The sequence below is a fragment of the Paenibacillus sp. ALJ109b genome (assembly GCF_010747435.1).
Lineage (GTDB): Bacteria > Bacillota > Bacilli > Paenibacillales > Paenibacillaceae > Paenibacillus > Paenibacillus taichungensis.
Window position 1 is genome coordinate 98,063 of record NZ_JAAIFP010000011.1, and the last position, 24,317, is coordinate 122,379.

The following is a 24,317-nucleotide window of genomic DNA, read 5'->3' on the forward strand; positions in this document are numbered from 1 at the left end:
GAAGAGGACTGAAATTCAGTCTTCTTCCATTTGTTTTAACCGCAGTCGCATGCCTTCTTGCAACAGATTAATGCCGTCTACGATCTGGCTCCATTCAGGATTCACGATCTTGCAGAGCTTGTTAAAACGAAGGATGCGCTCTGTTACGGAGTCGAGCATATATCGAGCTTGTTTGCGAAAAAATGCTTCCGGATCTCCAGCATGTTCAATACTGGCGTACATCATCACAAAATCCCACACCATGCTCTGCACTGCAGGGCTATCTAATGGCCAACGTTTGTCCAGAGCTTCGGTGGCGCGAATGCGGATGGTCTCCATTTTTTTCACCCAGGCGTCTGCTTCAATCTGTGGATGATTCGCCATGGTGAAGAAGGGAAGTTCGAGGCGGGCCAGATCGGCGATATAGGCCGGATCGTTGATGATTTCCTGGATTTCCTTCCAAGCCAGTGTTTGTTGGGCAGACAGCTTCGTATCTTTCATCAGGTATTTATCGAAAAAATGCAGAAACGAAACTCTCCATTCATGCGGAATACCATCCAGCAGCTGAGATTCTTCCATTTTGGCCGAAACGAATTGTTTTCTTTTTTGGGCATTGGCGGTCAGCGAATCCACTAAGCTTGAAACATAGGTTAGAGAATGTCCGGAATGGAGTGTATCTTCCTTTTCATGCTGTTTCGCTTGTTGCAGAACGGAGAGCATGGAATTCATGGTCCCGATCTGAGTTTCCAGGGCTTCAATCTGTAGATCCAGCGCCTGTGACACGCCAAGTTCACCGGACATCAGCTTGCGAATATCCGATATGCCAAAATTCAAATAGCGAAGCGTTGTGATGAGTTCCAGCCGCCAAACGTCTTGCGGTGTATAGAGCCGGTGACCACCTTCAGTATGAAAAGAGGGCCGGAGCAACTCGATTTCATCGTAATAACGAATCGTTTTCACAGTTGAGCCGATCATTTTGGCAGCTTCACCGATCGAATAGGTATCTTTGCTTGGGTTCAATGAAATCACCTCAGGATCTATTATACAACCTCCAGTAACTGGAGATTCAAATTCGGAAGGTTTGCCATGGAAATGTTCAGAGCCAGTTTAAATTCCACCCATCTCGGTTACAAAGGAAAGAGTGCAACTTTTATGAAAACAACATAATAAATAAATTTAAAATTTACATGATAACGAAGAGCGCAGAAATAACCTGGAGAAACGGAGTGTTCGCCTTTATCCCCGGATTTTCCCCTTATAAAAGGAGAGAAAAAAATCTGGGGATAACAGCGATCGTAAGGTTATTCTGTGATCGTAGTGATCATTGTAAATTAATCCGAGGAGGAATTGTACATGGCTAATCAAGACCAGCACACCATGCAAGATCCGACGACACAATATCCGAAGGCAACATCAGATTGGAAGCAGCAGCAGGAGGAGCCGGGGCTTCAGCGTGAAATGACTCCTGTACCTGATGCAGGTGAAAAAAGCTACAAAGGCAGCGGACGTCTGACCGGACGTAAAGCTGTTGTAACCGGAGCAGACAGCGGTATTGGTCGGGCAGCCGCCATCGCTTTTGCTCGTGAAGGTGCGGATGTCGTTTTGGCTTACCTTCCCGAGGAAGAAGCCGATGCGAAGGAAGTGGTCAAGCTGATCGAAGAAGCAGGCCGCAAGGCTGTTGCGATTCCAGGTGACCTCAAGGATGAGAAATACTGCGAAGAACTCATTGAATCTGCTGTAAAAGAGCTCGGTGGGATCGATATCCTCGCCAACGTGGCAGGTAAACAGCAGTTTGTTGAGCAGATCGCCGACCTGACTACAGAACAATTTGATGCGACATTCAAAACCAATGTCTATTCAATGTTCTGGCTCTGTAAAGCAGCTGTGAAACACATGAAACCAGGCAGCTCCATCATTAACACGTCTTCTATTCAGGCATATAAGCCATCTCCAATCCTGCTGGATTATGCGACAACAAAGGCTGCAATCAACACCTTCAGCAAAGCGCTGGCCCAGCAAGTCGGCAGCAAAGGCATCCGTGTGAACGTTGTCGCACCAGGTCCGGTATGGACGCCGCTTCAGGTGGTCGGTGGACAGCCCGTAGAGAAGCTTGCTGATTTTGGATCTAATACTCCCCTTGGCCGTGCAGGACAGCCTGCTGAAATGGCGCCGGCGTTTGTGTTCCTGGCGAGCCAGGAATCGAGCTATGTGAGCGGTGAGACACTGAACGCCAATGGCGGTACAGTTAGTCCGTAATTTTGGATATAAAATGGGCCTATGAATCTTAGGTCAGTGATCATAGGCAAGAAAAGCAAAGAACTCCATTCCCGATGAAGGTGAATGGAGTTCTTTGTTGTTATGGACTTTTTCCTGATTATTGCATTACTTCTTATCAGGGTTAGGCTCCAGAATGGCGTAGCTGCCGAGTGTGGCCAATTGTGCTGTATTCAGCAGGGCTTCATCTACCGCAGCAAGGGCTTCGCCTGCAGCTGTCATCAGCTCATCAGAGTCCACAGGTGAGGCAAAACGGAGAATCACCCGATTTTCTCCATTTTTCAGTTCACTCTCAGCCTTCGTTTTGTATTCACTAATCGAAGCGACTTCGAGATCGTTCTGTACATAATAATCGTTCGCATCACTTTCGCCATTAAACAGTGCGAGTTCGGAATCAAGCCAGTAATCCTTATCGGCTATCGTTTTCTGGCTTGCAGCCGTTTCATCATTTGCATTGTACAGGAAGTAAGGAATACCGGAATTGGTCAGATTGTTGGTGGCATCCACATGGAACCATTCATTTCCGATTTTCACCTTATTCCACGCATGAGGAACACCGCTAGATGCTCCCGTTACGACGATGCTTTCCAGTCCAGATAGATCGGAGAGTAGTTTGTAAACGGAAGCATAGCTGGCACATACGCCAACGCCTTTGACAAGGATACCGTAAGTTGTAAACGAATCGTTGAACTGTGCATCGACATTTTTAAAGTTGTTCTGTTCTGCATTTTCCAATGCTGCATCATCATACTTCGCGTTATCGTTCAGATAATCGTAGATGGCTTTCCGTTTCTCATCATCCTTCATGCCCTCCTTGATGATGGAAGCCACAACTTCGTTTGCTTTGGCGATAATCTCGCTTTGCTTCTTCTGGATAACATCTGCCGACTCATTGTAATGGATCGAAAGGGTAAGTGTACCGTAATTGTATTCAAAACCTTCCACACCAAGAATCAATGGATTCTGGTACATTACTTTCAGGACAACATCCGAGAGCGTTGTGAAATTCTGGGCTTCTGGAAAAGCTTTTAAAGAGATCTTGTCTTGGGCAGCAACCATGTTTTTAGCCAAAACTTCTTCCAATGCAGAATCTGCATTGATCATTGCATCGCCTGTAGCCGGCTCAGGAACCGTTTCCTGATTGCCTTGTTCTACATTCTGCTGTGTATTGGATTTCTGCTCATCCACCAAGTTGTCTTCTTCAATTTCGGAAGCTGGATCCGGAGATTCACTCGTAATTTCATCAGAAGCTTTATCGGGAGTTTCATCGCCAGTCTCGGTGGATGCAGAATCAGTATCGGCTTCTGACGTTCCAGTATCGGTTGTGGACTCCGTAGATGGAGCTTCTTCCACCGTCGGTTCTGTGTCTGCTTCTGTTTCCGTTGCCAGCTCAGTCGCAGGCGTATCATGATTGTTGATAATGGTTGGCACATCAGGTGCAGGTACGTAAGGTGTGTCGTTCTTCGGTTCCACCAGTCCGTTACTGGACTCAGCAACCGTTTGATTATTCAATTTGTCGAGATCTTCTTGGGTGATATTTTCTACGCGTACGTAACTTTTCAGAACTGTTCCTTTGATATGAAACGGAATATTCGTTTCGTTGAACTCTGAAATTTCTACACCAGTCGTGTCATAGACAATCGTTTCTTGGGAAAACGAACCATCAATGTACTCAATACTTGTTGTTTTAGGCAATTCATTCATGTTCTTCAATTTCTTCATATACAGTTGTTCTTTTAAAGCCATCGGTAGCTGATTAGAGAGGGGGGCAGTGGCAACACCGTTGCTGAAATTGGATTCCTTATCTCCGCTGACCGCTGTGACGTAATATTCACCCTTCATACCATGGTTCTGATAGGAAGTCATCTGTTCATTAATAGTGCCAAGACCGCCTTTTCCGTCTTCCATAAAGTCATTAAAGGATGTTTCCGTTGTTGTGGTTAAAACCAATGGATTGCTTCCATTGAAGGCTTTCTCCGCTCCTTGCAAGGGTACGTTGTTTGTTTCAAAAATAACCGTTCGATCTGCACGATTATAAATTTTATATTCGGTTGCACCTTCGACCTTGTCCCAAGTCAGTTTAAAGCGCTTATCCTTGTCGATTTCATATTTGAGATTGGGAACAGGTAGCTCGGATTTTACTGTGAAAGGAATGATCATTGGATGGTCCAGTAGCGTGAGCTTCTCGGCATCCAGATCATAATTAATGCGAATGTAATAAATGGGGGCACCACCCCAAGTGCTTTGCTCCTGTGTCCGTAACTTATCTGAGGTTAAAACACCCCATCCAAGAGGCTTAATGGAGACACTATTGTCATTGATTTCTGGTGTGGCGTAAACTTTGCTGGATTCAAGGGCCTTAATATCGGTATGTACACTAATAATGTCACTGGCTGACAAGCTACTTTTTCTTAAATCTGCTTTAAACTTAAACTTGAATTCTTCATCTTGAGCTACATTATACATCGGCATAATCGCTTTATTCGATTCAGAGCCGTACTTCTGCTTCAAACTTAATACGCTAGAGCCTTCTACTATTTCTGTGGGGTTATTCTCGGACGGGCTACTCTCCTTGTCATTGCTCTGGCATCCAGCCAATAACAGGGTGAGCGTAAACATAATCAAAAATAAACGTTTCATGGTACACCGCTTTCTCGTTTTTCTAAGTTGTTGCAAAGGCTAATTTCTAAAAATCTAAACATCGAAGATTATCATTTCTGGTTAAAACTCATTTTTGAACCTCTTATCAGCAAAACCTCCTATTAATTCCCTAATGTCTTTTGCTAGTCTATGGTCATATAGACTTATTGTCAAGATATGTAATGGTATATTATGACTATATACAATAGAGTGAGAATCCTGTATAAGAGCTAGTTAAATTGATCTTTGCGAGAGAGTGAGAATTGTCGAGACTTCTGGTACAATGCATGATAAAACGAAAAATGGAGTGGATCGGATGACGCCAGAACAGATTGTCAGAACTTTTTTTGAAGAAGTACGCTCAGGTCGCAATCTTGATTGTGCCAATACACTGATGACCGAGCAGGTACTGGCTCACCAGGTGATCTCGGAAGAGGAAGTGACAGTCACAAGAACGCCCTCCGTCTATGCGGATCATGTGAGGGAAATGATTGAGGCTTACGGAGATTTTTCGCTGCAGATTCAGGAGTTGCTTGCACAGGGAGATAAAGTATATGTACGCTGGAGACAAGTGGGTACTCATGTTGGAGAAGTGGATGGATATGCGCCGACCAACCTGCCCGTGATTGAAATTGCGAGTGCGGTATATCGAGTGGAGAATGAGAGAATTGCAGAATACTGGATTCAGATCGACAGGCTGGGAATCGAAAAACAATTGGAGCGCAATCAGAGCTGAGAACCAGCTCTTTCACAGGAGAGATTTCTTAAGCTGTATAATACAGATATAACAGGTGGAGGTGACATCATGAGATACATAAAAATAGCAATGGCTGTTCTGGCCGCCACCGCTATCATTACTACAGTAATAACAACAGCATCAATGAATAATAAATCTGTTGTCACTACTTCTACCCCATCCACATTATCAGTAATTAATAATGAGGATTTTGCAGGTACTGCGACTACGAAACAGTTTAATATCCCGGAGGGATTTGAATATGTGAAAGTTAGCTTTAAAAACACCGGTTCGAAAGCGTTCACGTTCACGATTAACCAAGAATCTACTGCTGGAACCGCAAAAATGTCTTATACTGTCCCAGCAGATGGAAAAGAGCATACGTATTGGAGTGACCAAGCTTGGTCAACGGGTTTGTTTTATGTGAGTATGTCTTCTGCACAAGGGATGTTCGGCCAATTGAGTGTGAGTCTGGGTACAAACCTCAATAAACTGAAAAGTTTGTAAAAAGCCATTGGCTCATGTTGGTGGAGTGATTGTAGAAAAGCCTAGGCTTTCTTGACCCTATACCAGTATGAATAGATTTCCGAGAATCCAAGTTTGGCATACAGTTTTAATGCGGGAGCATTATTAGCAACTACTTGCAGGTAACTGGAGGTAGCGCCATTCTCTTTTCCCCAGTGCAATAGATGGAGGATCATCTGCTCGGCCAATCCCCGATTCCGAAAGTTAGCGTCCGTAATGATGTCATACAATCCAATATAACCTCGTTCCACCACACTGAATCCACAAGCAACGACTTGTCCGTCAATGAACAGCGAGATGAAACCTGTGCGTGTACGGATGTTGGTCAACATTTGTTCCATCGTTCCCCGATGCAGATCATTTACCTGATTCAGCCTGCAAAAGTGATCCAGCCACTCACCGGTTAACTGTTCGTCCATTTTTACATCAGAGTGCTCAGGCTCCTTAATAGTCTCCAGGCTCCGAGTCTGGACCCGGCTCAGATCCACAACATCATACCCCTTTTCATGCAAAAGCTGGTCGAGATGATCCGGCTGGATAAACGGTGTAATCTTGAATATGGTACTTAACTGATTGGAAGTGTACATTCGCTCGCATTGCTCGATCTTTTCATACACATCTTGGGTAGAGTAGTGAAGGGGTTGAATGGAGTTGGCGCGCTTCGTATATCCCTGTGCAAAACGCAGTACCCATCCGTCAAAAAGTAAGGTGGATAAGGGCTGCCAATGGTTGAGGGATAGTTCCTCAATGGTTTTGTAATCCGGATTCGATCTAGGGATCATATCTATCCTCCTATCTTATGATTTTATAATAATACATATTAATGAATAAAAATTCAATATGAGATATATAATGTCGCTGAACATTATGCATAGAGTTACTGAATAGGTTACAATCTGAATGAATAAATCGAAATTTTGAAATTGAAATATCGGAAGAAGTGGAGCAGGTTATGCTAACTATTGAAATAAACAATCACATCATTAACTGTCATATCGAATATGGAAAACGGAAGAAAGCTTCCATTACGATGGATTTACCCTATATGGTCACAATCAAGGCTCCCAATGGTACCAGCGAAGACATGATCCGGCAGCTTGTCGCCCAACATGGGGAAGTGATTTTGACAAAATCAGCTCTGATGCAGCAGGCGTTGGACGGTCCTCAAGCGAAAGAATATGAAGAGGAGGGCAAAGGGAAGTTTCTGCTCTTTGGCAAAGAACATGCGCTGCATGAGTTAATTGACGTAGAGGGACGTTCGGAAGAGGATTTGCGTGCGAATCTGAAGAAGTTTTATTTTGCGGAGTGTAAAAGAATGATCGGTGAGCGTATCGGCCGTTACCAGCAGGAGTTGAAGGTGAAGCCGAAGTCTGTGGACATCGTGGAATCGGCGACCAAGTGGGGAAGCTGCAGTTGGGATAAAAAGCTGACGTTTAACTACCGCTTGGCGATGGCTCCACTAGAGGTGATTGATTACGTGATCATCCATGAGTTATGCCACATCCATCATATGAATCATGATCGTTCGTTCTGGCGCCGTGTGGGCAGTGTTATGCCTGACTACAAAGCCAAAGAGGATTATCTGATGCGAAATGGCCGAGCCATGACGTTGTAAAAATACGCGTACCACGAATGGACGTGGTGTAAGGAGTTCAAGATGTCAGAGAGTACCTCTTTTGATGTGCTGGTAGATGAATATATCTCGCAATTTCCTTCGGATGTTCAGGTCAAATTACAATCATTAAGACAGATTATTCGCGATTCCGCTCCCAATGCCGTGGAGAAGATCAGTTACAAGATGCCAACGTATGCAGAGCACGGGAATTTGGTTCATTTTGCAGCGTACTCCAAGCATATCGGATTTTACCCGGGTGCCAGTGGGATTGAAGCGTTTAAGGAAGAACTCTCACGGTATAAAGGAGCCAAAGGATCCGTGCAATTCCCCTTGGATCAACCATTGCCAGAAGAATTGATCCGCCGGATCGTGGAATTTCGGGTGCAGGCCAATGTGGATAAGGCTAAGGAAAAGAAGCGAAAGAAGTAGTTAATGTACCGTAAATATATGCATGAATATAAGAGAATGTACGTTGATTAACACGGTTTATATGTGACTTCAAAGATTTGAGTATGGTATAATTAGAGCAGATTAGACGTAAAATGCAAAGAGAGCCGTGCTGGTAACACGACTCTCTGAGCAATAGCCGCTTTTAAGGGCGGTGGGCTTCGGTAACATAAGGGCACGATGAAATAGACCGCGATCCTTTGCTATGGGGGCGGTCTATTTGCGTTTATCGGACAGAATGGCAACGATGAGCGTACCGAAGGTAAGCATCAACATGATTGCTTTAAACACTGTCACAGGGCATCCCTCCCTTCATGGCGAGGTAGCCGACCGACCCTTTAAGCCTATTCTATTGCTTTGTTGATTATAGCATATATTGTAAGAATCCAAGGTGTCAGAATCCGCTTAAATGTAACTCACTCTTTAGGCTAATTTATGTTAAGAGATGTTTTCAGATGATCAAATTCACTCTCGAACAAGTTCTGAAGGATAAGGGTATGTCTATGTATGCTTTGGCTAAGAGAAAACAGGAGTTCGTCTGAATACCATTGGATAATGGGTAACGGAGGGGTTTTGAAGTCAAATCAATTACAATCGAAACCCTTGAGAAAATTTGTGTAGCCTGGAATGTTAGTCAGGCGACTTAATCAAGTATATTGACGAGAAGTGATGTTCAACGATTAGCTTAAAGTCCTGTACTCTTTTTTAAGACGGCTATGTTAAATTCTAATATTGATTTGTGACCATAAGAAAACCGCCTTTGTGAAAAGGCGGTTAATTGCGCTGTCGTCTACCGTTAGCGTAATCACCTTAAGTGACAAGGTCATCTTACCGTCTGGTAAACGAGACCTATGGCTCCAGAATCAAAGGTCTTGTTTTCGATTAGCTTAAGATTGATCTTCTCCTTGATGCCTTGGAATAATGGCAATCCCTTACCGATCAGTACGGGAGAAACCGTAATTTTATACTCATCAATTAAATCAAGCTGCATAAGGTGGTGTGCGAACCTAGGACTGCCGAGGATGATCATATCTTTGCCTGGTTGCTGTTTGAGGTTATTGATCTCTTCCTCGATATCTTCTTTCACGAGTCTTGAATTATTCCATTCGACTTTCTCCAGCGTCGTGGAAAAAACGATTTTGGCTGTCTTTTCGATCCACTCAGCATGATCCTGTTCATGTTGCGAAGCTGATGGGTCCGAAGGCACAGATGGCCAGTAACTGTGCATCATCTGATAAGTCCCACGCCCCCAAATGACAGTGTCGGCAGTACTCAGAATTTCTTTCGCATGTTTCTCCAAATCAGCATCATAGGAAACCCAACCAATGTCCATTTCACCATTCGGCCCTTCTACAAAACCGTCAAGCGAGGCGTGCAGAAATAGAACGAGTTTTCTCATTTTCAGTTCTCCTTTGTGCATGAGGGATATCTAACTTTACAGTTACTACATTTTACCCTAATTCAACTTGGGTTGTTTCTTATGGATTGCTAATCCCAGCCCTGCCAGTTAGCTTAACAAGAAGAAGCAGAAGGCCGAAGCTTTATGTTCGTGTCGGTGACAGTAAACAGGCACGATTCGACCAACATATTTTTCTTATTCGATGAGGTATCCTCATATTCCTTGTTGTCTATATAACGGAACCAAGCCAAATATAATATTGTGAATATTGGTTGCAAACACCATTGAAGCGCGCAATGCGGACAAACCTTAAGCACAAATCTGAATTCAGCCTTTTTTCAGGTAGAGGCATTATACTATTCCCGAATCCTGTACTGGAAAAGGAGTTTTGGCATGTCTAAGGTGATCCATAAGTCGCTTTATCTCATTCTGCTTGTTTTTGTCGGCGTGTTTATCGTTTCGTCCCTGTTTGTCCGGGCGCAGTATAACTACACCTTGTATGGGGATAATCCGATTCTGGGTACGCAGCAGTGGAGTATTTTTATCCCGGTGATTGCCTTGCTTCTAGTATCGGGTGTCGTGTTATACCGCCTTTGCCTGAAGCTGAACAAATACAGTCCAAAGGTTGTCATTCCGGTGGTGCTGCTATGTTCTCTGGCCATTCAAATTATAATTATCTTCGTGTTTCCACGAGTGCCTACGGATGATTCACAGACCGTGCTTTCACTCTCGATGAACATGCTTTACGATCAGGATTATTCCTCGTTTGAAACGGGTGGATATCTGCACATGTTCCCGTTCAACTTTTCCACCGTTTTGTATCTAAAAACATTGCTGTACCTGTTCCCGGATAATTATTTGGTGATCAAGCTGTTCAATATTTTGTTTGCAACGTCAACGACATTAATGATTTATCTCATTTATAAACAGTTAAATAATAAGTCCCAGGAACGTGATTACGGGGTTCTGATCTTTGCAGCGACGTATCTGCCATCCCTGTTTCTGAACAACCTGCTCTATAACGATGTAATTGCTACAGCGTTTCTGACGTCTTGTTTATACTTTTTGATTCGGTTTATACGTGAAAAGTCTTGGCAGACAATCGTCATTGCCGCCATTCTGCTCGCGATTGGCAACTACTTCCGAAGCATTGGCGTAATTGTGCTGATTGCTGCTATGTTAACCATCCTGCTAAATATGCGAAGTATTGGATTCAAGAAAGTGATTGTCTCCATCTTCGTGCTGGCTATGTTGTTTAACGTCCCAGGGTGGACTCAGAATGCGGTATTAAAATCTTCGGGTGCTGTAAGTGAATCTGTTGGGGAAAATTCGGCACCAGTCTATATGTGGCTGAGCATGGGTATTAATCTGGAACGATTCGGCTTCTGGGACAACATGGAGAGCTACCAGATCTATCAAAGAGAAGCCAATTATAATAAAGCTGAAAGTACAGAACTGTACAAACAGGAGATTGAACGCAAGCTGTCGGAAGCCAGTTTAAGTGACTTGGCCCAGATGTATTACAAAAAGATCATTTGGACCTGGACTGAAGGTACCTACCAAATGGATCGATATGGCATCGGTAATGAAAGCTCCTCGGGCATGGGAGGAGGAAGAGGTGGCGGAATTGCCGGCTCCTACAGTTATACCAATGCAGTAACAGACTTATTCAAGGGAGATTCCGTCTACCGGACGGGGGTACTTTGGATCGTTTATGTGATGAATTTCATGATGTACTGTTTTATTTTCATTCGCTTGGTCGGTGGGATTCGTGGAAAGCGGTATGACGAAGTATCTTTGATTCTCATTATTCTCGGATTTATCGGGTTCTACATTCTGTGGGAGATTAAATCGAGGTATATCTACCCCGTATACCCGCTGCTGGTTGTATTATCGTACATGGGATTCAAAGATGCGTATAACTTCATGTTTCATAGAAAACTTGGCTGGGAACGTTCTTCCCTGAGAAAAGGGTGATCCGTATGCGAAAAAATGGTTATCTCACATCGGCTATGCTCTTGCTGCTGACCTGCTCAGTTTTGCTCTCTGCTTGTGATGTTATTACTGCCCAGAACATTACGAATACCGGTTCTGCACAAGGTATGAATGGTGGCGGAATGATGAATGGCGGTGGCCAAGGCATGAATGGAGGAACACAGAGGGGCGGAGGGCAAGGAATGAATGGCAGAACAGGTGGTCAGGACGATATGCGGGGGATGATGAATGCCGATCTTACAGGCAGAGTGATCTCTGCCACAGGGAGTACCGTCACGATCTCGTTGCTTGAGGTGGAGGATAACTCTTCCACAGGCTCGACTAATGGAAATGGAAGACAACCAGGCGCCTCCAGAGGCGGAAGCATGGATATGAAAGATACAGGTATTGAAATGAAATTGAACATCAGTGAGGATGTGGATATCACGGAAGGCATGGGCATGGCTGCCCCAGGCAACAACCAAAACGCTAATTCATCTACTCAGGTGTCTGATCTGAAAGAGGGAGATGTCGTTATGGTTTGGTATAAGGAGAACACCGAGACCGTAGAGCGAATGGTGATTACACAGTCCTGATTTTCATTGCCTATGATTACTTAATGGAGTATTATGGAAATAACTTGTTTTTCGGAAGGAGTGAGCGTCATGAAACGACGGGCTAAGATGATGCAAAGCGTTACAACAACAATTAAGGTGATTACGAACTGAATAGATCCGGCAGAGCAACGGACACATGGCGAAGCATTTGGTGTTTGCTAATGTGACGATCTGAAGTCTGCCGACATATAGGGATATAACTGCTCATTTTTCCTGGTATGCACGAGGTTTATTTGCTTATGCAAGTAAACCCGTGTATCCAGAATTTTTAAAGCCGCAGGCATAGCCTGCGGCTTTTTGCGCGCAAAAATAGGATTCGGAACTCTAAAAGCGTTCTATATTAAATGACCACTAAGGAGATATGCCCATGTTAAAACTACAATATTTGTTCCATAATAACGATCTCGCCGAGATGATTTTGAAAAACTGGAGTTATGATCCGGAGTCACTGGACATGTTCCAGTATTATCGGATATCTTCCAATGCCGTGTATCCGTTCAGGGATCAGGGAAAGGTTCACTTGCTTCGTTTTGCCCCTGCAGAGGAGAAAAATCAAACCAATCTTGCAGCGGAGTTGGAATTCCTGACCTATCTTAAACTAAACCAATATGGTGCCATGGAAGCTGTACCTTCCCATGCGGGAAAAGAGCTGGTAGAGGCTCATACGCCTTGGGGAATGTATTATGCCTCCGTATTCAAACGAGTTCCCGGTAACCAGATGGGCAGTATCGATTTAAATGACGGGATCGTGCACAGCTTGGGTGAGGCATTGGGCAAGCTGCATCGTTTATCCCGCGAATACACACCCAAACAGGCGAAACGCTGGACGTATATCGATGTACTGGATTGGATGAAGGACGTGCTGAGGGAGTTCCCTAGTGAGAATGCGGCGCTCAATGAGGTAGAAGTTCTCCGGAGTTATTTTGCAAATTGGCCCGTTACCCAGCAAAACTTCGGGTTAATTCATTATGATTTTGAACTTGATAATGTCTTCTATGACGAGGAGAGTCATTCCTGTTACGCCATTGACTTCGATGACGCCATGTACCACTGGTACGCAATGGATGTGGAGCAGACTCTGGATAGTTTACGGGACGAGATTCAGCCGGATGAATGGGAGCAGAAGAAGCGAATATTCTTGCAAGGGTATTGGAAGGAAGCAGGAGATAACTATGATATGGAGTCGATGTTCCCGGCATGTCGTCGCTTTGCCAATCTGTACGGTTATGTACGTGTGCTTCGATCTGGGGCAGAACAATGGGCGCATGAGCCGGAGTGGATGAGTGGATTAAGAGCAAGGCTGGATAAAGCGATGACAGTGAAAGCAAAGCAGTTTGGTCAGCAGCAGCCCCTCCAACTACCGGCCAAATGATCCTCATTACTTTATCAGCAAAGATGATTGAGCTTAAATCAGGCCTTTGCATAAGCGCAACGAAATAATGATTGATTTTTTATTCATCTCCATTGTAACATTAGATTAAGCGCTATACCTTTTATTAAAACATCAAAGTTGGATTACATGGTCAAGTGGAAACCGGCAATTCGTTTCACCAATTGAATGAAGAGGACGGTCATAACGAACATGGACGACAAAAAGTTAATTATCTTTTTTGACAGCGGCGATACCATCGTTGATGAATCAACCGAGATTCGGGACGAAGAAGGAATTGTTCTGAGTGCGGATCTGATTCCGGGTGCGGATATCACGATTCAGAAGCTTCATGAAAGAGGGTACACGCTAGCCCTAGTTGCAGACGGCGATGCACAATCCTTCAAGAACGTATTTAAGCAGCATGGACTTCATGATTATTTTAGCGCAATGATTATTTCGGAAAACATTAAAGCCAGCAAGCCAAGCCCGCGGATGTTCAAGGCAGCAATTGGTGCCCTTGATTTGTCCGAAGGGGATTTTTCAAGAACAGTGATGATTGGCAATAACCTGAGTCGTGATATGAAGGGAGCCAACGCACTTGGCATCACCAGCATCTTTCAGAGCTGGACGCCGCGTTATCCCCATGAGCCGGTGGATGAAACAGAACGTCCGACTCACACAGTTGGTGAACCGCTGGAGCTGCTTGAACTTATTGAACGGCTAAATGCCGAAGTCAAATAAATAAAATGTTTGCTTGTATGCCCGTGAGCAGAAGGATGGAATGTCATTCAACCTTCTGCTCACGGGTTATTTTTACTTTTTTACATGAGAAAATGATAGAATGATCGTAAAATCCGGAACTGGGGTAGGTGTTCATATGGAGGAACCACATCGGAAGCCGTTGTTGTACTTGCAAACTGCCGATTTGGTGATGGAAGAAATCCGTAACCGGAAATTGCAGCCACATGATCCCGTGCCATCAGAAGGCGAGCTCGCCAAACTGTATTCTGTCAGCCGTATGACGGCCAAGCTTGCGCTGCAAATTTTGGAGAAACAAGGTATTGTCTATCGGTTGGCGCGGCGGGGTACATTTGTATCGGGTGATTATTTGGGCGGGCCGGGTAAGGAGTCATTATCGGGGAATGTAACTACAGACAAGAAGCTTATGAAGCGAAAAATTGCTCTGCTGTTCCCCAATATGGATGATTACGTAGCCAGAATTATTGCATCCGTCGAGCAGGAAGCACGTAAATCCGGGTGCCAGTTGCTCATTCGGATCACTATGGATAAAGAGGATGAGAGTTTCTGCCTACAAGAATTGTATGAGGAAGGAATCGATGGAATTATTCTGTTTCCAAGGGGACGAACACGCTGCAGTGAAAAGGTGCTGGAGCTTAATCTGCTAAATTATCCATTGGTGATCATCGATCGAATCTTCCGTGAGGTTAATATTGATTGTGTGTACCATGACCATTATCAGGGAGCCTACAACTTGACGGAATATTTGATCGATAGAGGACATCGGGAAATTGGGTATATCTCCATGCCGTTTGATGGAGTGACGAGCCGGGAGGACCGCTATAAAGGTTATGTGCAGGCCATGCTGGACTATGCACTGCCTGTTAACGGTCGCAATATTTGCCTGGATTGTGCAGAGGATTACATGCTTAACCTGAATGGAGCGAACCTGCAACTCAAGGATTTCATTCAAAGTAATTCCGCAATGACAGCCGTTGTCTGTGCGGATGATTATATCGCGACTTCTTGTCTGTACACGGCCTTATCCATCCACAAGCGGGTACCTGAGGAACTGTCCATCATTGGTTTTTCCGACATCCAGTTGGCGAGCCTGCTGCCCGTGCCACTGACTACGGCAAGGCAAACCACAGAGAAGCTTGGTCAGGCAGCAGTGAATTTGCTGTGCAAACGTATGGAGAACTCCCGAGAAGGGGCTTTATCCATCAAGGTGAACACAACCATCATCGAACGAAGCTCCGTACGTAATCTTAATCAATAAATGTCGATCTGGTTCCATTATTCAAGCCTTCCTTATCTCGTTTTAATGATAAGGGAGGTTTTTTATATGTCACTGACATATATGGTTTGCTATCCTATTCAAACTCAATAATGCACAATTTGTTATGGGTTTCACCGTTTTATGCAAAAATAATGTAAATGATAGTAGTTATATGAAGTTTTTATAGAGAGAAATTTACATTTATATCATTGTATATGTCAATGACATATATTAGTGTGAAGGTATGCCACTTATCTTTCAAGGATGAAGGGAGGATCTTCCAGAAAGCGCTACCATACATCCTGGGAAATGACCTGCAGAGCCAAAAGAAATGAACGTACGAACGTTGGCAATAAACGAAATCATTATTCGAAGAGGAGCCCGAATATGACAATCAAATCCTTGCTTGCAGCTTCGTTCTTGGCAGTATCTCTTTTCTTTCCACTGGCGCAGCCCGCGCAGGCGGCAGAGGACAATGCCGTAACGGTTTACCAGGATGGAGATTTTGAAGGCAGCTCCCAACCGTTTGGGGTTGGCCAGTTCAATGTGAATCAGCTTAATGTGGTTGGTAACGACAAAATATCTTCGGTAAAGGTAGCTCCGGGATATCGATTGACCCTGTATCGTGACAAGGATTTCTCCGGTGACACCAAAACGCTGACCGGCGATGCGGGATGGCTTGATGATTTTAACGACGCGACCTCCAGTCTGAAAGTAGAGAAGATCGGAGGCCCCAATAAACCAGTTATCGCATACTCCAATTCACCTTATGGAGGTTTTGAGCAGCAGTTTGATATTGGCAGCTATAATGTGGATGAACTGAAGGCTGGAGTAGGCAATGATGCCATCTCTGCACTTCGGATAGCCCCAGGGTATAAGGTCACATTGTACAAAGACTACAATTTCGCTGGATACTCCAAGGTTCTGACTGCAGATGCGATCTATGTTGGCGGGGATATCAATGATTCGGTTTCTAGCCTGAAGGTTGAAGCCATCTCGCCGCTCGACACCACCTCGGTTGCCGTTCCGGGTAACGATTACAGTGACACAGCCAAGCGTGAAATATTGCAAACCTTTGCTCCTAAAATCTGGTTTGCCCAAGGCGAAGTTTATTTTCCATCCTCGGTAGAACACACCCTGCCTTATGTGGATCGTTATGTGAATCCAGGTTCAGGCTTATATGAATTCAAGACCAAAACGGAGTTGAATCCATATACCCTGAAACTACCGTATTTTACGGGCGATCTGGCTAATGCACCAATCTATGCGTTTTGGGTGGAGAAGGAGTATAACAATGTCGATCTGGTATATTTCCAGTTCAGTCCCTATGATCTTGGGAAAACAGTGTTTGGCACGGAAGTGGGAGATCATGTCGGAGATTGGGAGCGGGTCACGGTCAGATTGGCCAAGTTCACTGATCAGAACAGTAACTATGTGAAGCCGGTTCAAGTTTACTATGGCGCGCATTCTTTCGGTACAACCTACTCTTGGGGTGAAGTGGACAAAGTAAACAATACACATCCTGTCGCTTATTCCGCATTTGGTTCCCATGGGATGTGGAAAGATCCTGGCAATCATGTCTATCAGGAACTCGTCGTGACCCAATTGATTGATGTGACGAATCAGGGAACGGCATGGGATACCTGGAACAATATCCAGGCTTTTCAGTATTATCCGAATACTCGAACAGGCAATGGTCTGGGAAATGCTTGGCCATCATGGCTGGACAGGGATTACAGTAATCCGAACAGCTTGTCTGTCTATAAATTCGGAAATCCGTCCCAAGGCTCCTTCTTTGGTCAGCCTCTGCTTGCAGGAGGACCAACAGGACCGCAGGAAAAAGGCGCATTAACGAATGATGTTATTTTAGATTAGGCGATGATTAACGAGGGGACTCGCTTTCACATGAAGCGGGTCTCCCATGCTTATTGTTCAAGTAAACAGTACTAACTAAGAATCTAACAACGGAGGCTCAGACAACGATGACTAACCGTAAAAAAGTACATGTTGTTTTTAAAACTCACCTGGATATCGGATTTACGCACTTGGCAAAAAACGTTGTAAAGCAGTACATGGAAGAGTATGTACCCAAAGCTATCGCTTTGTCCGCGCAGTTGGAAGCAGAGGGAGGACGAGAGCAGTTCATATGGACCACAGGTTCCTGGCTGATCCGTCATTATCTGAATCATGCGTCCGAAGAGGGCAAACAGGCCATGGAACAAGCGATCCACAAAGGTCATATCGTATGGCATGGATTACCGTTCACGACGCACACCGAGCTGATGGACCCCTCATTATTTCGCTACGGATTGTCCATCGGATTGGACCTGGATAAACAATTTGGCAAAACGACCATTGCAGCAAAAATGACGGATGTACCCGGGCATACCCTGTCCATGGTGCCTTTGATGAGTGAAGCGGGTCTCCGGTATATGCATCTTGGAGTTAATCCAGCTTCCATGCGCCCGGATGTGCCTAAACTGTTCAGATGGCAGGCAGCGGATGGCAGTGAGATCATTGTCAATTATGCGGACACTTACGGAGAGGCAGTCGAAATTGAAGGTATCGATGATATCTTGTTGTTTGCCCATACGGGCGACAATTGCGGACCGCCAAGCGCAGAAGAGATTCGTGAACAATTCCAGCATATCCAGGAACGATACCCTGATGCAGAGATTATGGCTTCTTCTCTTGATGCATTTGCGGTGCACCTTGATCAGGTTCGGGACCAATTACCTGTTGTACGTGAAGAGCTCGGGGATACTTGGATTCACGGAGGCGGTACCGACCCGCTTAAAATAGCCCGATTCCGCCAGTTGCAGCGGTTAAGAGACAAGTGGTTGACCGAAGGCCGGATCCATCTGGCAAGTGCTGAATATAAAGGCATGAGTGATGCCATGCTGCTGGTTGTGGAGCATACGTGGGGACTTGATGTGAAGAAATGGCTTCCGGATTTCCGGAATTATGCCAAGCCTGACTTCAACCGGGCGCGGGAAATGAATGACGTCGATGTGGAGGATATTCCTGCAAAATTTCAATATATCGGTGCCTTCGCCATGGATGAGTTCGACAGTCATTCCAGCGGACTGTTCTCTTCGGAGACGAGCCGTCGTACCTATTCCATGATAGAGAGCTCTTGGGCGGAACAGCGGGGATATTTGGACACGGCTGTGGCGTGCCTGAGTGAAGACAAGCAGAAGGAAGCGCAGCTAGCTTTTGCACAACTAAATCCAGTTAAAAGTGTATCTTCCGGTACTGTATCTGCGGCATTTCATCAAGTTTATAGCAGTGGCGGATACCAGCTGGCCTTCAATAACAATGGTGCACTGATTCAGCTGACGGACGAGAAGGAAAAGAATTGGGTGGAAGCGAAGCATCCGTTCGGAGCCTATGCCTATGAAACCTTCGGGACGGAGGATTACGCCAGATATTTCCGTACCTATATGCAGAACCTGCCTGTGACGCATCCTTGGGCGGATGCCGACTTCAGCAAACCTGGCTTTGAATTTGTGCGCCCGCTGCCAAGCCATCAGGTGTACTTGCCAATCGTGACCGATATGCACAAGTCAGGCAATGCTCATGGCGATACGTATTGGTTCCGGTTGTCCATGCCAGCAGAAAGTCATGAATTGTACGGAGCACCCAAGGAACTGGAACTGGTATATACGTTTTCACAGGCAGGAGTGGTAGAGGTTAGCTTGCAATGGTTTGGAAAAGAAGCGAATCGTCTTCCGGAGGCTAGTTGGTTTGGATGCGGACTTAAGGTGGATAACCCCAATCTGTGGATGATGGACAAGCTTGGAGGACGAATCTCTCCGTTGAATGTTGTAAAAGATGGCAACCGCAATCTGCATGCTGTAGACAAGGGAGTATTCTATGAGGGCACAGATGGCCAGGCCTCTATTGAAGCATTGGATTCCGCTTTGGTCGCACCTGGACAGAGAAGACTGCTGCAATTCGACAACTCGTTTGTTTCGCTTGAATCCGGATGGCAGTTTAATCTGCATAACAATATTTGGGGTACCAATTTCCCAATGTGGTACGGAGAGGATGCCAAATTCCGCTTTCGACTAAATACAGCTGCAAACCGCAAATAAGAGAAGTTGATGTAGAATTTTACCAAAAATTGATGATCAGATAATAATCCTAGTACAATTGGAACCTATACTTGGATTTGTGAGTGAGGGTGCTGTTTGAGCAGACCTGAACTGTTCGGAACTATTCCTGAAATGAATTTGAAAAAACAGAATTTTTTTGTAAAATCCCTATTGCTTGAACGTAGTCATCCATGTATTATATACAAATAAAGCGTTTACATTTTCCTATATGTCAATTAAACCGGTTTAATTCTATGAGATGTTTTCCCGATTGAGAACCTCTGTTACATAAAAATTAAACCGGTTTAATTGTATCTACATATGTACATAAAGGGTTTATTTCGTTAGGGAGGTGAGCGCCAACCAGAGCATATTTAGGCAAGTTAATGGCAAATCCAAACGTGGAGGGGTTTAGCTTGAAAAGGAAAAGCAACTTGTTAATTGTTCTTGTCCTAATCACGACAATACTGGGGGGATGCTCTGCATCTTCGTCTAACAACGAAAATGAGGAATCAACAGTAAAAGAACCTGTTGTTACGGACAACAGTGCCAAAGAGGCCCCAATGCTGGCAAAGCTTGTCGATGAAGGGAAATTGCCTGCCCTGGCTGAGCGCCTACCGGCTTCCAAAGACATTATGGTTGAAGAGGTCGTCGAGGAAATCGGGCAATATGGTGGGGATTGGAACATGCCTTGGACTGGTGTTCCTGATAAGTGGGGGATAGGCCAACCGACAGAGGAAGCGCTGTTTCGTTTCAACAAGGAAGGAAACAAGGTTGAGCCAAACGTAGCCAAGAGCTATGAAGTGAATGATGATTCCACCGTGTTCACCATCCATTTGCGAGAAGGCATGAAATGGTCCGACGGTGTTCCTTTCACAGCGGATGATGTTCTCTTTTATTGGGAGCATATGTTGACCAAAGAGACCTTTGGTAAAAAGATCTATGACGCTTATTATTCCGTTGACCCTGTTACCGGGGATAGAGCGTTGGCTGAAGTGAAGAAGGTGGATGACTACACGTTTACCGTAACTCACAAATATCCAAGTGTGCTCTTCCTGGAACGTGTGGCCATCGATAACAAGTGGTTCTTCGCTCCTGCACACTTTCACAAAACCATCCTTCCTGAGTTCGTAGGGGATGCCAAAACATTGGAGATTACGAAGCAATGGGGTTATGAAGATCCCAAAGTATTCTTGATGGAAACCGGGTATACCGACTGGCTGCATTACCAGATTCCTACACTCCGGGCATGGGTGCCAACCAATGATCCTAATGGCGATCAGTTTGTCATGGAGCGGAACCCGTACTACTGGAAAACAGATAAAGAAGGCAAACAGCTTCCGTATATTGACCGGATTGTAGCGACTAAGATTCAAGATCCGAGCCAAAAGGTACTTGGAACGCTTGCCGGTGATTACAATCTCGTGATCTTTGATTCCAAAGACTTCACGGTACTGAAAGAGAATGAGAAAAAAGGTGACTACCGTATCATCCCTTGGACACAACCAGCTTGGTCCAGCGCGGGAGTACAGTTAAACCAGACTACCGAAGATCCGAATCTCCGAAAACTTTTCCAGGACATCAAGTTCAGGGAAGCACTCTCCATTGGGGTGGATCGTAACCAGGTGTCTGAGATTGTCACCAGTGGACTGGGAGAACCGATTCAAGCTTCCGTACCCGAAGGCGTAATGGGCTATCAGGAAGGGTGGGCCCAACAGTGGGCGGAATACGATCCTGAACGCGCAAACCAAATTCTTGACGAGTTAGGTTTGAACAAGCGGGATAAAGACAACTTCCGTCTGAACCCTGATGGTTCCGAGTTGACGCTTACGGTGATTGAGAGCACGACCGATACAGCACCATTCCTTGAATTGCTTAAGAAATACTATGAGGATATGGGTCTGCGAACGAACCTGAAAGTGGTTGACGGAGGCACACATTTTGATATGAAATATGCCAACAAGATTCCGATGACTACCGAGAATATTTCCGTCGTCAACGTAGCCTTCAGACCGGATACCATGGTTCCGCTCCGTGTTATCACACCATGGTTCGGCCATTACGGCTTATACAGCCAATCTGGCGGCAAGGAAGGTGTCAAGCCTGAAGGGGATGTCGCTAAAATCCTTGAGTATTGGGAAAAAGTGAAAGCAAGCAAGACACTGGATGAAATCAATCAGTATAGCAATGAGATCGTGAAACTGCACCAGAAGAATCAGTGGGTAATCGGATATGCGGGACCAACTCCGGTGCTGATTACAGCCTCGAATAAAATTCATAACATCCCTACGGATCTTATCTGGTCCGATGAGTATCGCTCGCTGGGTCAAGGCCATCCGGCACAATTTTTCATCAAGCAATAGCTGGTGAAGCATTTAGGTAAACAATAGTGAGGAGAGGACTTATCCTTGCTATTGTTTCCTTTTGTATCATTCACGCGGTGCAGAGGAGAGGAATAGATGTTTGAATACATTTTAAAACGAATCCTGTTGGCCATTCCTGTTGTTATAGTGATCTCCTTTATCGTCTTCTACATTATTCAATTGCCACCTGGCGATTACGTATCCTCCTACTCGGCCAAGATGTCCGCTTCCGGCGATATCATGACCCAGGCTGAGATGGATGACATGCGGGCGAATCTGGGGCTCGATCGGCCAATCTATGAACAATATTTCGTCTGGGTAAAGAAAATCATTCTGCATGGCGACTTTGGTTTCTCGTTCAATTACAACAAACCGGTGATGGCGGTAATCCAGCAGTATATGGGACTGACTCTGGTCGTCTCGCTGGTGACAATGGCCTTCCATTATATAATCGCGATTCCGGTTGGGATCTACACGGCGGTAAAGCAGTATTCTGCGGGCGATTATTTCTTCTCCGGCCTGAGCTTTATCGGAATGGCAACGCCCAACTTTTTGTTAGCCATTATTCTCATGTTCTTTTCCTATAAGTGGTTCGGTAATCCATTGCTCGGCTTATTCTCCAACGAATACGTGAATGCGCCGTGGTCCATGGACAAGGTAAAAGACTTAATGCAGCATATGGTGATTCCGGTTATTGTTATCGGACTTTCGGGTACTGCGGATCTGATTCGGATCATGCGCGGACAAATGCTCGACGAGTTGAACAAACCGAATGTCATTACAGCCCGTGCCAAGGGCTTATCAGAGATGCAAATCCTGTTCAAGTATCCGACACGTGCAGCCTTGAATCCTATTGTCAGTACCTTTGGCTGGTCACTGTCCTCCATCTTTACCGGCGCTACCATTACAGCAATCGTATTGAACCTGCCCATTCAAGGGCCAGTTATGCATAATGCATTACTCGGTCAGGACATGTATCTTGCTGGAACCTTTTTATTGATCATGGCTTTGCTGACGGTTCTCGGAACACTGATTTCCGATATTTTGCTGGCTTGGCTTGATCCCAAAATACGTACAGAGTTCAGAGGATCCTAATGATGAGACCACTACCGTTATTTAAAGGTCAAAGGCCGGCAGTCCCAGTTACAGCAGCACCCAAAGATACTGTATACAGCTCGCAGTGGCGGCTGATATATCAGAAATTCAAGAAACACAAGTTGGCCCGGATCAGCATGTACATTCTGGGCGCATTTTACATCATCGCACTGTTCGCACAGTTTATCGCGCCGTATGGACTGCAAAGCTATGACAGCAAATACGTGAATGCTCCACCAATGGGACTTCGATTCGTTGATGCGGACGGCAAGTTTCACATCAAGCCGTTTGTATATGAATTGAAGAGCGAGCGTGACCCCGAAACATTGCGTAAAATGTTCGTCCCGGATACCGAAAAAAAGCATTTCTTCAAGTTCTTTGTGAAGGGAGAAGAATATAAGTTTCTTGGTCTGATCCCCATGTCGACGCATTTGTTCGCTGTAGATGAGCCAGGGCGGATATTCCTGCTGGGTACGGACGGTATGGGGCGTGACCTGTTCTCCCGGATCGTGCTGGGCAGTCAAATCTCACTAAGCATCCCGCTGGTCGGCGTAGGCATTAGCTTTATTCTGGGTTTGATTATTGGAGGCATCTCCGGGTATTTTGGCGGTTGGATTGATTCCATGATACAGCGCATCATCGAAATCATCCGTTCCTTTCCGACGCTTCCGTTGTGGATGGCACTGTCTGCTGCAATTCCGCCACGTATTCCGGTCGTGACCATGTATTTATACATCGTTATCATCTTCGCTTTTATTGGCTGGACGGATCTGGCACGGGTGGTCAGAGGCAAGTTCATTTCGTTGAAGAATGAAGATTATGTAATAGCTGCAAAGATCGCTGGTGTAGGGGACGCAAAGATTATTGTCAAACATCTGCTGCCAGGATTCATGAGTTATTTGGTCGTGGCGACAACACTGGCGATTCCGAGCATGATTCTGGGTGAGACGGCTATGAGCTTTCTCGGTCTTGGCGTTCGTTCGCCAGCAACAAGTTGGGGCGTGCTGCTTCAGGAGGCTCAGAAAATTGAAAATGTGGCCCTGTATCCATGGAAGCTCATTCCGCTCGCTTTTGTCATTCTGACTGTATTGACCTATAACTTCATCGGCGATGGCTTGCGCGACGCGGCTGATCCGTACAAAAAATAATTGTCCAAATACTAGGCAA

At 45.2% G+C, this 24,317-nt stretch carries 20 protein-coding genes; 15 read left to right on the forward strand and 5 right to left on the reverse strand.

The features are described from left to right. Positions 1–15: 15 nt before the first annotated feature. On the reverse strand, positions 16–999 hold the full coding sequence (locus tag G3352_RS13505) for a MerR family transcriptional regulator (protein ID WP_240343066.1): 984 nt from the start codon (positions 997–999) through the stop codon (positions 16–18). 333 nt (positions 1,000–1,332) lie between these two features. Here G3352_RS13505 and G3352_RS13510 point away from each other — a divergent pair, with 333 nt between their 5' ends. After that, positions 1,333–2,235, forward strand: coding sequence for an SDR family oxidoreductase (locus G3352_RS13510; RefSeq protein WP_024631293.1), 903 nt, complete (start codon positions 1,333–1,335; stop codon positions 2,233–2,235). 126 nt (positions 2,236–2,361) lie between these two features. On the opposite strand, the gene G3352_RS13515 is transcribed toward G3352_RS13510, so the two are convergent. After that, positions 2,362–4,893, reverse strand: a complete 2,532-nt coding sequence (locus G3352_RS13515; protein WP_163757189.1) for a transglutaminase domain-containing protein — start codon at positions 4,891–4,893, stop codon at positions 2,362–2,364. A gap of 316 nt (positions 4,894–5,209) precedes the next feature. On the opposite strand from G3352_RS13515, the gene G3352_RS13520 reads away from it, so the two are divergent. Together G3352_RS13520 and G3352_RS13525 are read left to right on the forward strand one after the other, a co-directional pair. Continuing rightward, positions 5,210–5,629 carry an ester cyclase gene (locus tag G3352_RS13520; RefSeq protein ID WP_163757276.1) on the forward strand — a complete coding sequence of 140 codons (420 nt, stop codon included), beginning with the start codon at positions 5,210–5,212 and terminating at the stop codon, positions 5,627–5,629. Positions 5,630–5,698: 69 nt separating this feature from the next. After that, a complete protein-coding gene (locus G3352_RS13525; protein WP_163757191.1) occupies positions 5,699–6,136 on the forward strand; it encodes a phospholipase domain-containing protein in 438 nt (145 codons plus the stop codon). A gap of 41 nt (positions 6,137–6,177) precedes the next feature. Here the strand turns inward: G3352_RS13525 and G3352_RS13530 are convergent, their stop codons facing one another. After that, entirely contained in the window at positions 6,178–6,936 is a 759-nt protein-coding gene (locus G3352_RS13530; protein WP_163757193.1) for a GNAT family N-acetyltransferase, read from the reverse strand. A gap of 170 nt (positions 6,937–7,106) precedes the next feature. On the opposite strand from G3352_RS13530, the gene G3352_RS13535 reads away from it, so the two are divergent. Next, the gene (locus tag G3352_RS13535; RefSeq protein ID WP_163757195.1) at positions 7,107–7,769 is read left to right on the forward strand and encodes a M48 family metallopeptidase; all 663 of its coding nucleotides are present in this window, start codon (positions 7,107–7,109) and stop codon (positions 7,767–7,769) included. A gap of 42 nt (positions 7,770–7,811) precedes the next feature. Then, the gene (locus G3352_RS13540; RefSeq protein ID WP_163757197.1) at positions 7,812–8,198 is read left to right on the forward strand and encodes an iron chaperone; all 387 of its coding nucleotides are present in this window, start codon (positions 7,812–7,814) and stop codon (positions 8,196–8,198) included. Between the two features lie 234 nt (positions 8,199–8,432). On the opposite strand, the gene G3352_RS31700 is transcribed toward G3352_RS13540, so the two are convergent. Both G3352_RS31700 and G3352_RS13545 read right to left on the reverse strand, forming a co-directional pair. Further along, a complete protein-coding gene (locus G3352_RS31700; RefSeq protein ID WP_481856290.1) occupies positions 8,433–8,513 on the reverse strand; it encodes a putative holin-like toxin in 81 nt (26 codons plus the stop codon). Between the two features lie 526 nt (positions 8,514–9,039). After that, entirely contained in the window at positions 9,040–9,615 is a 576-nt protein-coding gene (locus G3352_RS13545) for a dihydrofolate reductase family protein (protein WP_163757199.1), read from the reverse strand. A gap of 393 nt (positions 9,616–10,008) precedes the next feature. Between G3352_RS13545 and G3352_RS13550 the strand changes: the two genes are divergently transcribed. The 10 genes from G3352_RS13550 (at position 10,009) to G3352_RS13595 (ending at position 24,298) form a co-directional block, all read left to right on the forward strand. After that, the gene (locus G3352_RS13550; protein ID WP_163757201.1) at positions 10,009–11,592 is read left to right on the forward strand and encodes a glycosyltransferase family 39 protein; all 1,584 of its coding nucleotides are present in this window, start codon (positions 10,009–10,011) and stop codon (positions 11,590–11,592) included. A 5-nt stretch (positions 11,593–11,597) separates the two neighbouring features. Beyond that, positions 11,598–12,185 carry a hypothetical protein gene (locus G3352_RS13555; RefSeq protein ID WP_163757203.1) on the forward strand — a complete coding sequence of 196 codons (588 nt, stop codon included), beginning with the start codon at positions 11,598–11,600 and terminating at the stop codon, positions 12,183–12,185. Positions 12,186–12,573: 388 nt separating this feature from the next. Further along, entirely contained in the window at positions 12,574–13,578 is a 1,005-nt protein-coding gene (locus tag G3352_RS13560; protein WP_163757213.1) for a phosphotransferase enzyme family protein, read from the forward strand. Positions 13,579–13,788: 210 nt separating this feature from the next. Further along, a complete protein-coding gene (locus G3352_RS13565) occupies positions 13,789–14,319 on the forward strand; it encodes an HAD family hydrolase (protein WP_076291655.1) in 531 nt (176 codons plus the stop codon). Between the two features lie 136 nt (positions 14,320–14,455). After that, positions 14,456–15,595 carry a GntR family transcriptional regulator gene (locus G3352_RS13570; protein ID WP_163757278.1) on the forward strand — a complete coding sequence of 380 codons (1,140 nt, stop codon included), beginning with the start codon at positions 14,456–14,458 and terminating at the stop codon, positions 15,593–15,595. Positions 15,596–15,982: 387 nt separating this feature from the next. Then, positions 15,983–17,470: a Vps62-related protein gene (locus tag G3352_RS13575; RefSeq protein ID WP_163757215.1), complete on the forward strand. Its 1,488-nt coding sequence runs from the start codon at positions 15,983–15,985 to the stop codon at positions 17,468–17,470. 107 nt (positions 17,471–17,577) lie between these two features. After that, a complete protein-coding gene (locus G3352_RS13580) occupies positions 17,578–19,692 on the forward strand; it encodes a DUF5054 domain-containing protein (protein WP_163757217.1) in 2,115 nt (704 codons plus the stop codon). 416 nt (positions 19,693–20,108) lie between these two features. Beyond that, entirely contained in the window at positions 20,109–22,055 is a 1,947-nt protein-coding gene (locus tag G3352_RS13585; RefSeq protein WP_240343067.1) for an ABC transporter substrate-binding protein, read from the forward strand. Between the two features lie 96 nt (positions 22,056–22,151). After that, entirely contained in the window at positions 22,152–23,150 is a 999-nt protein-coding gene (locus G3352_RS13590; protein WP_163757219.1) for an ABC transporter permease, read from the forward strand. After that, a complete protein-coding gene (locus G3352_RS13595) occupies positions 23,150–24,298 on the forward strand; it encodes an ABC transporter permease (RefSeq protein ID WP_240343068.1) in 1,149 nt (382 codons plus the stop codon). The genes G3352_RS13590 and G3352_RS13595 overlap by 1 nt, the downstream gene beginning before the upstream one ends. Positions 24,299–24,317 lie beyond the last annotated feature (19 nt).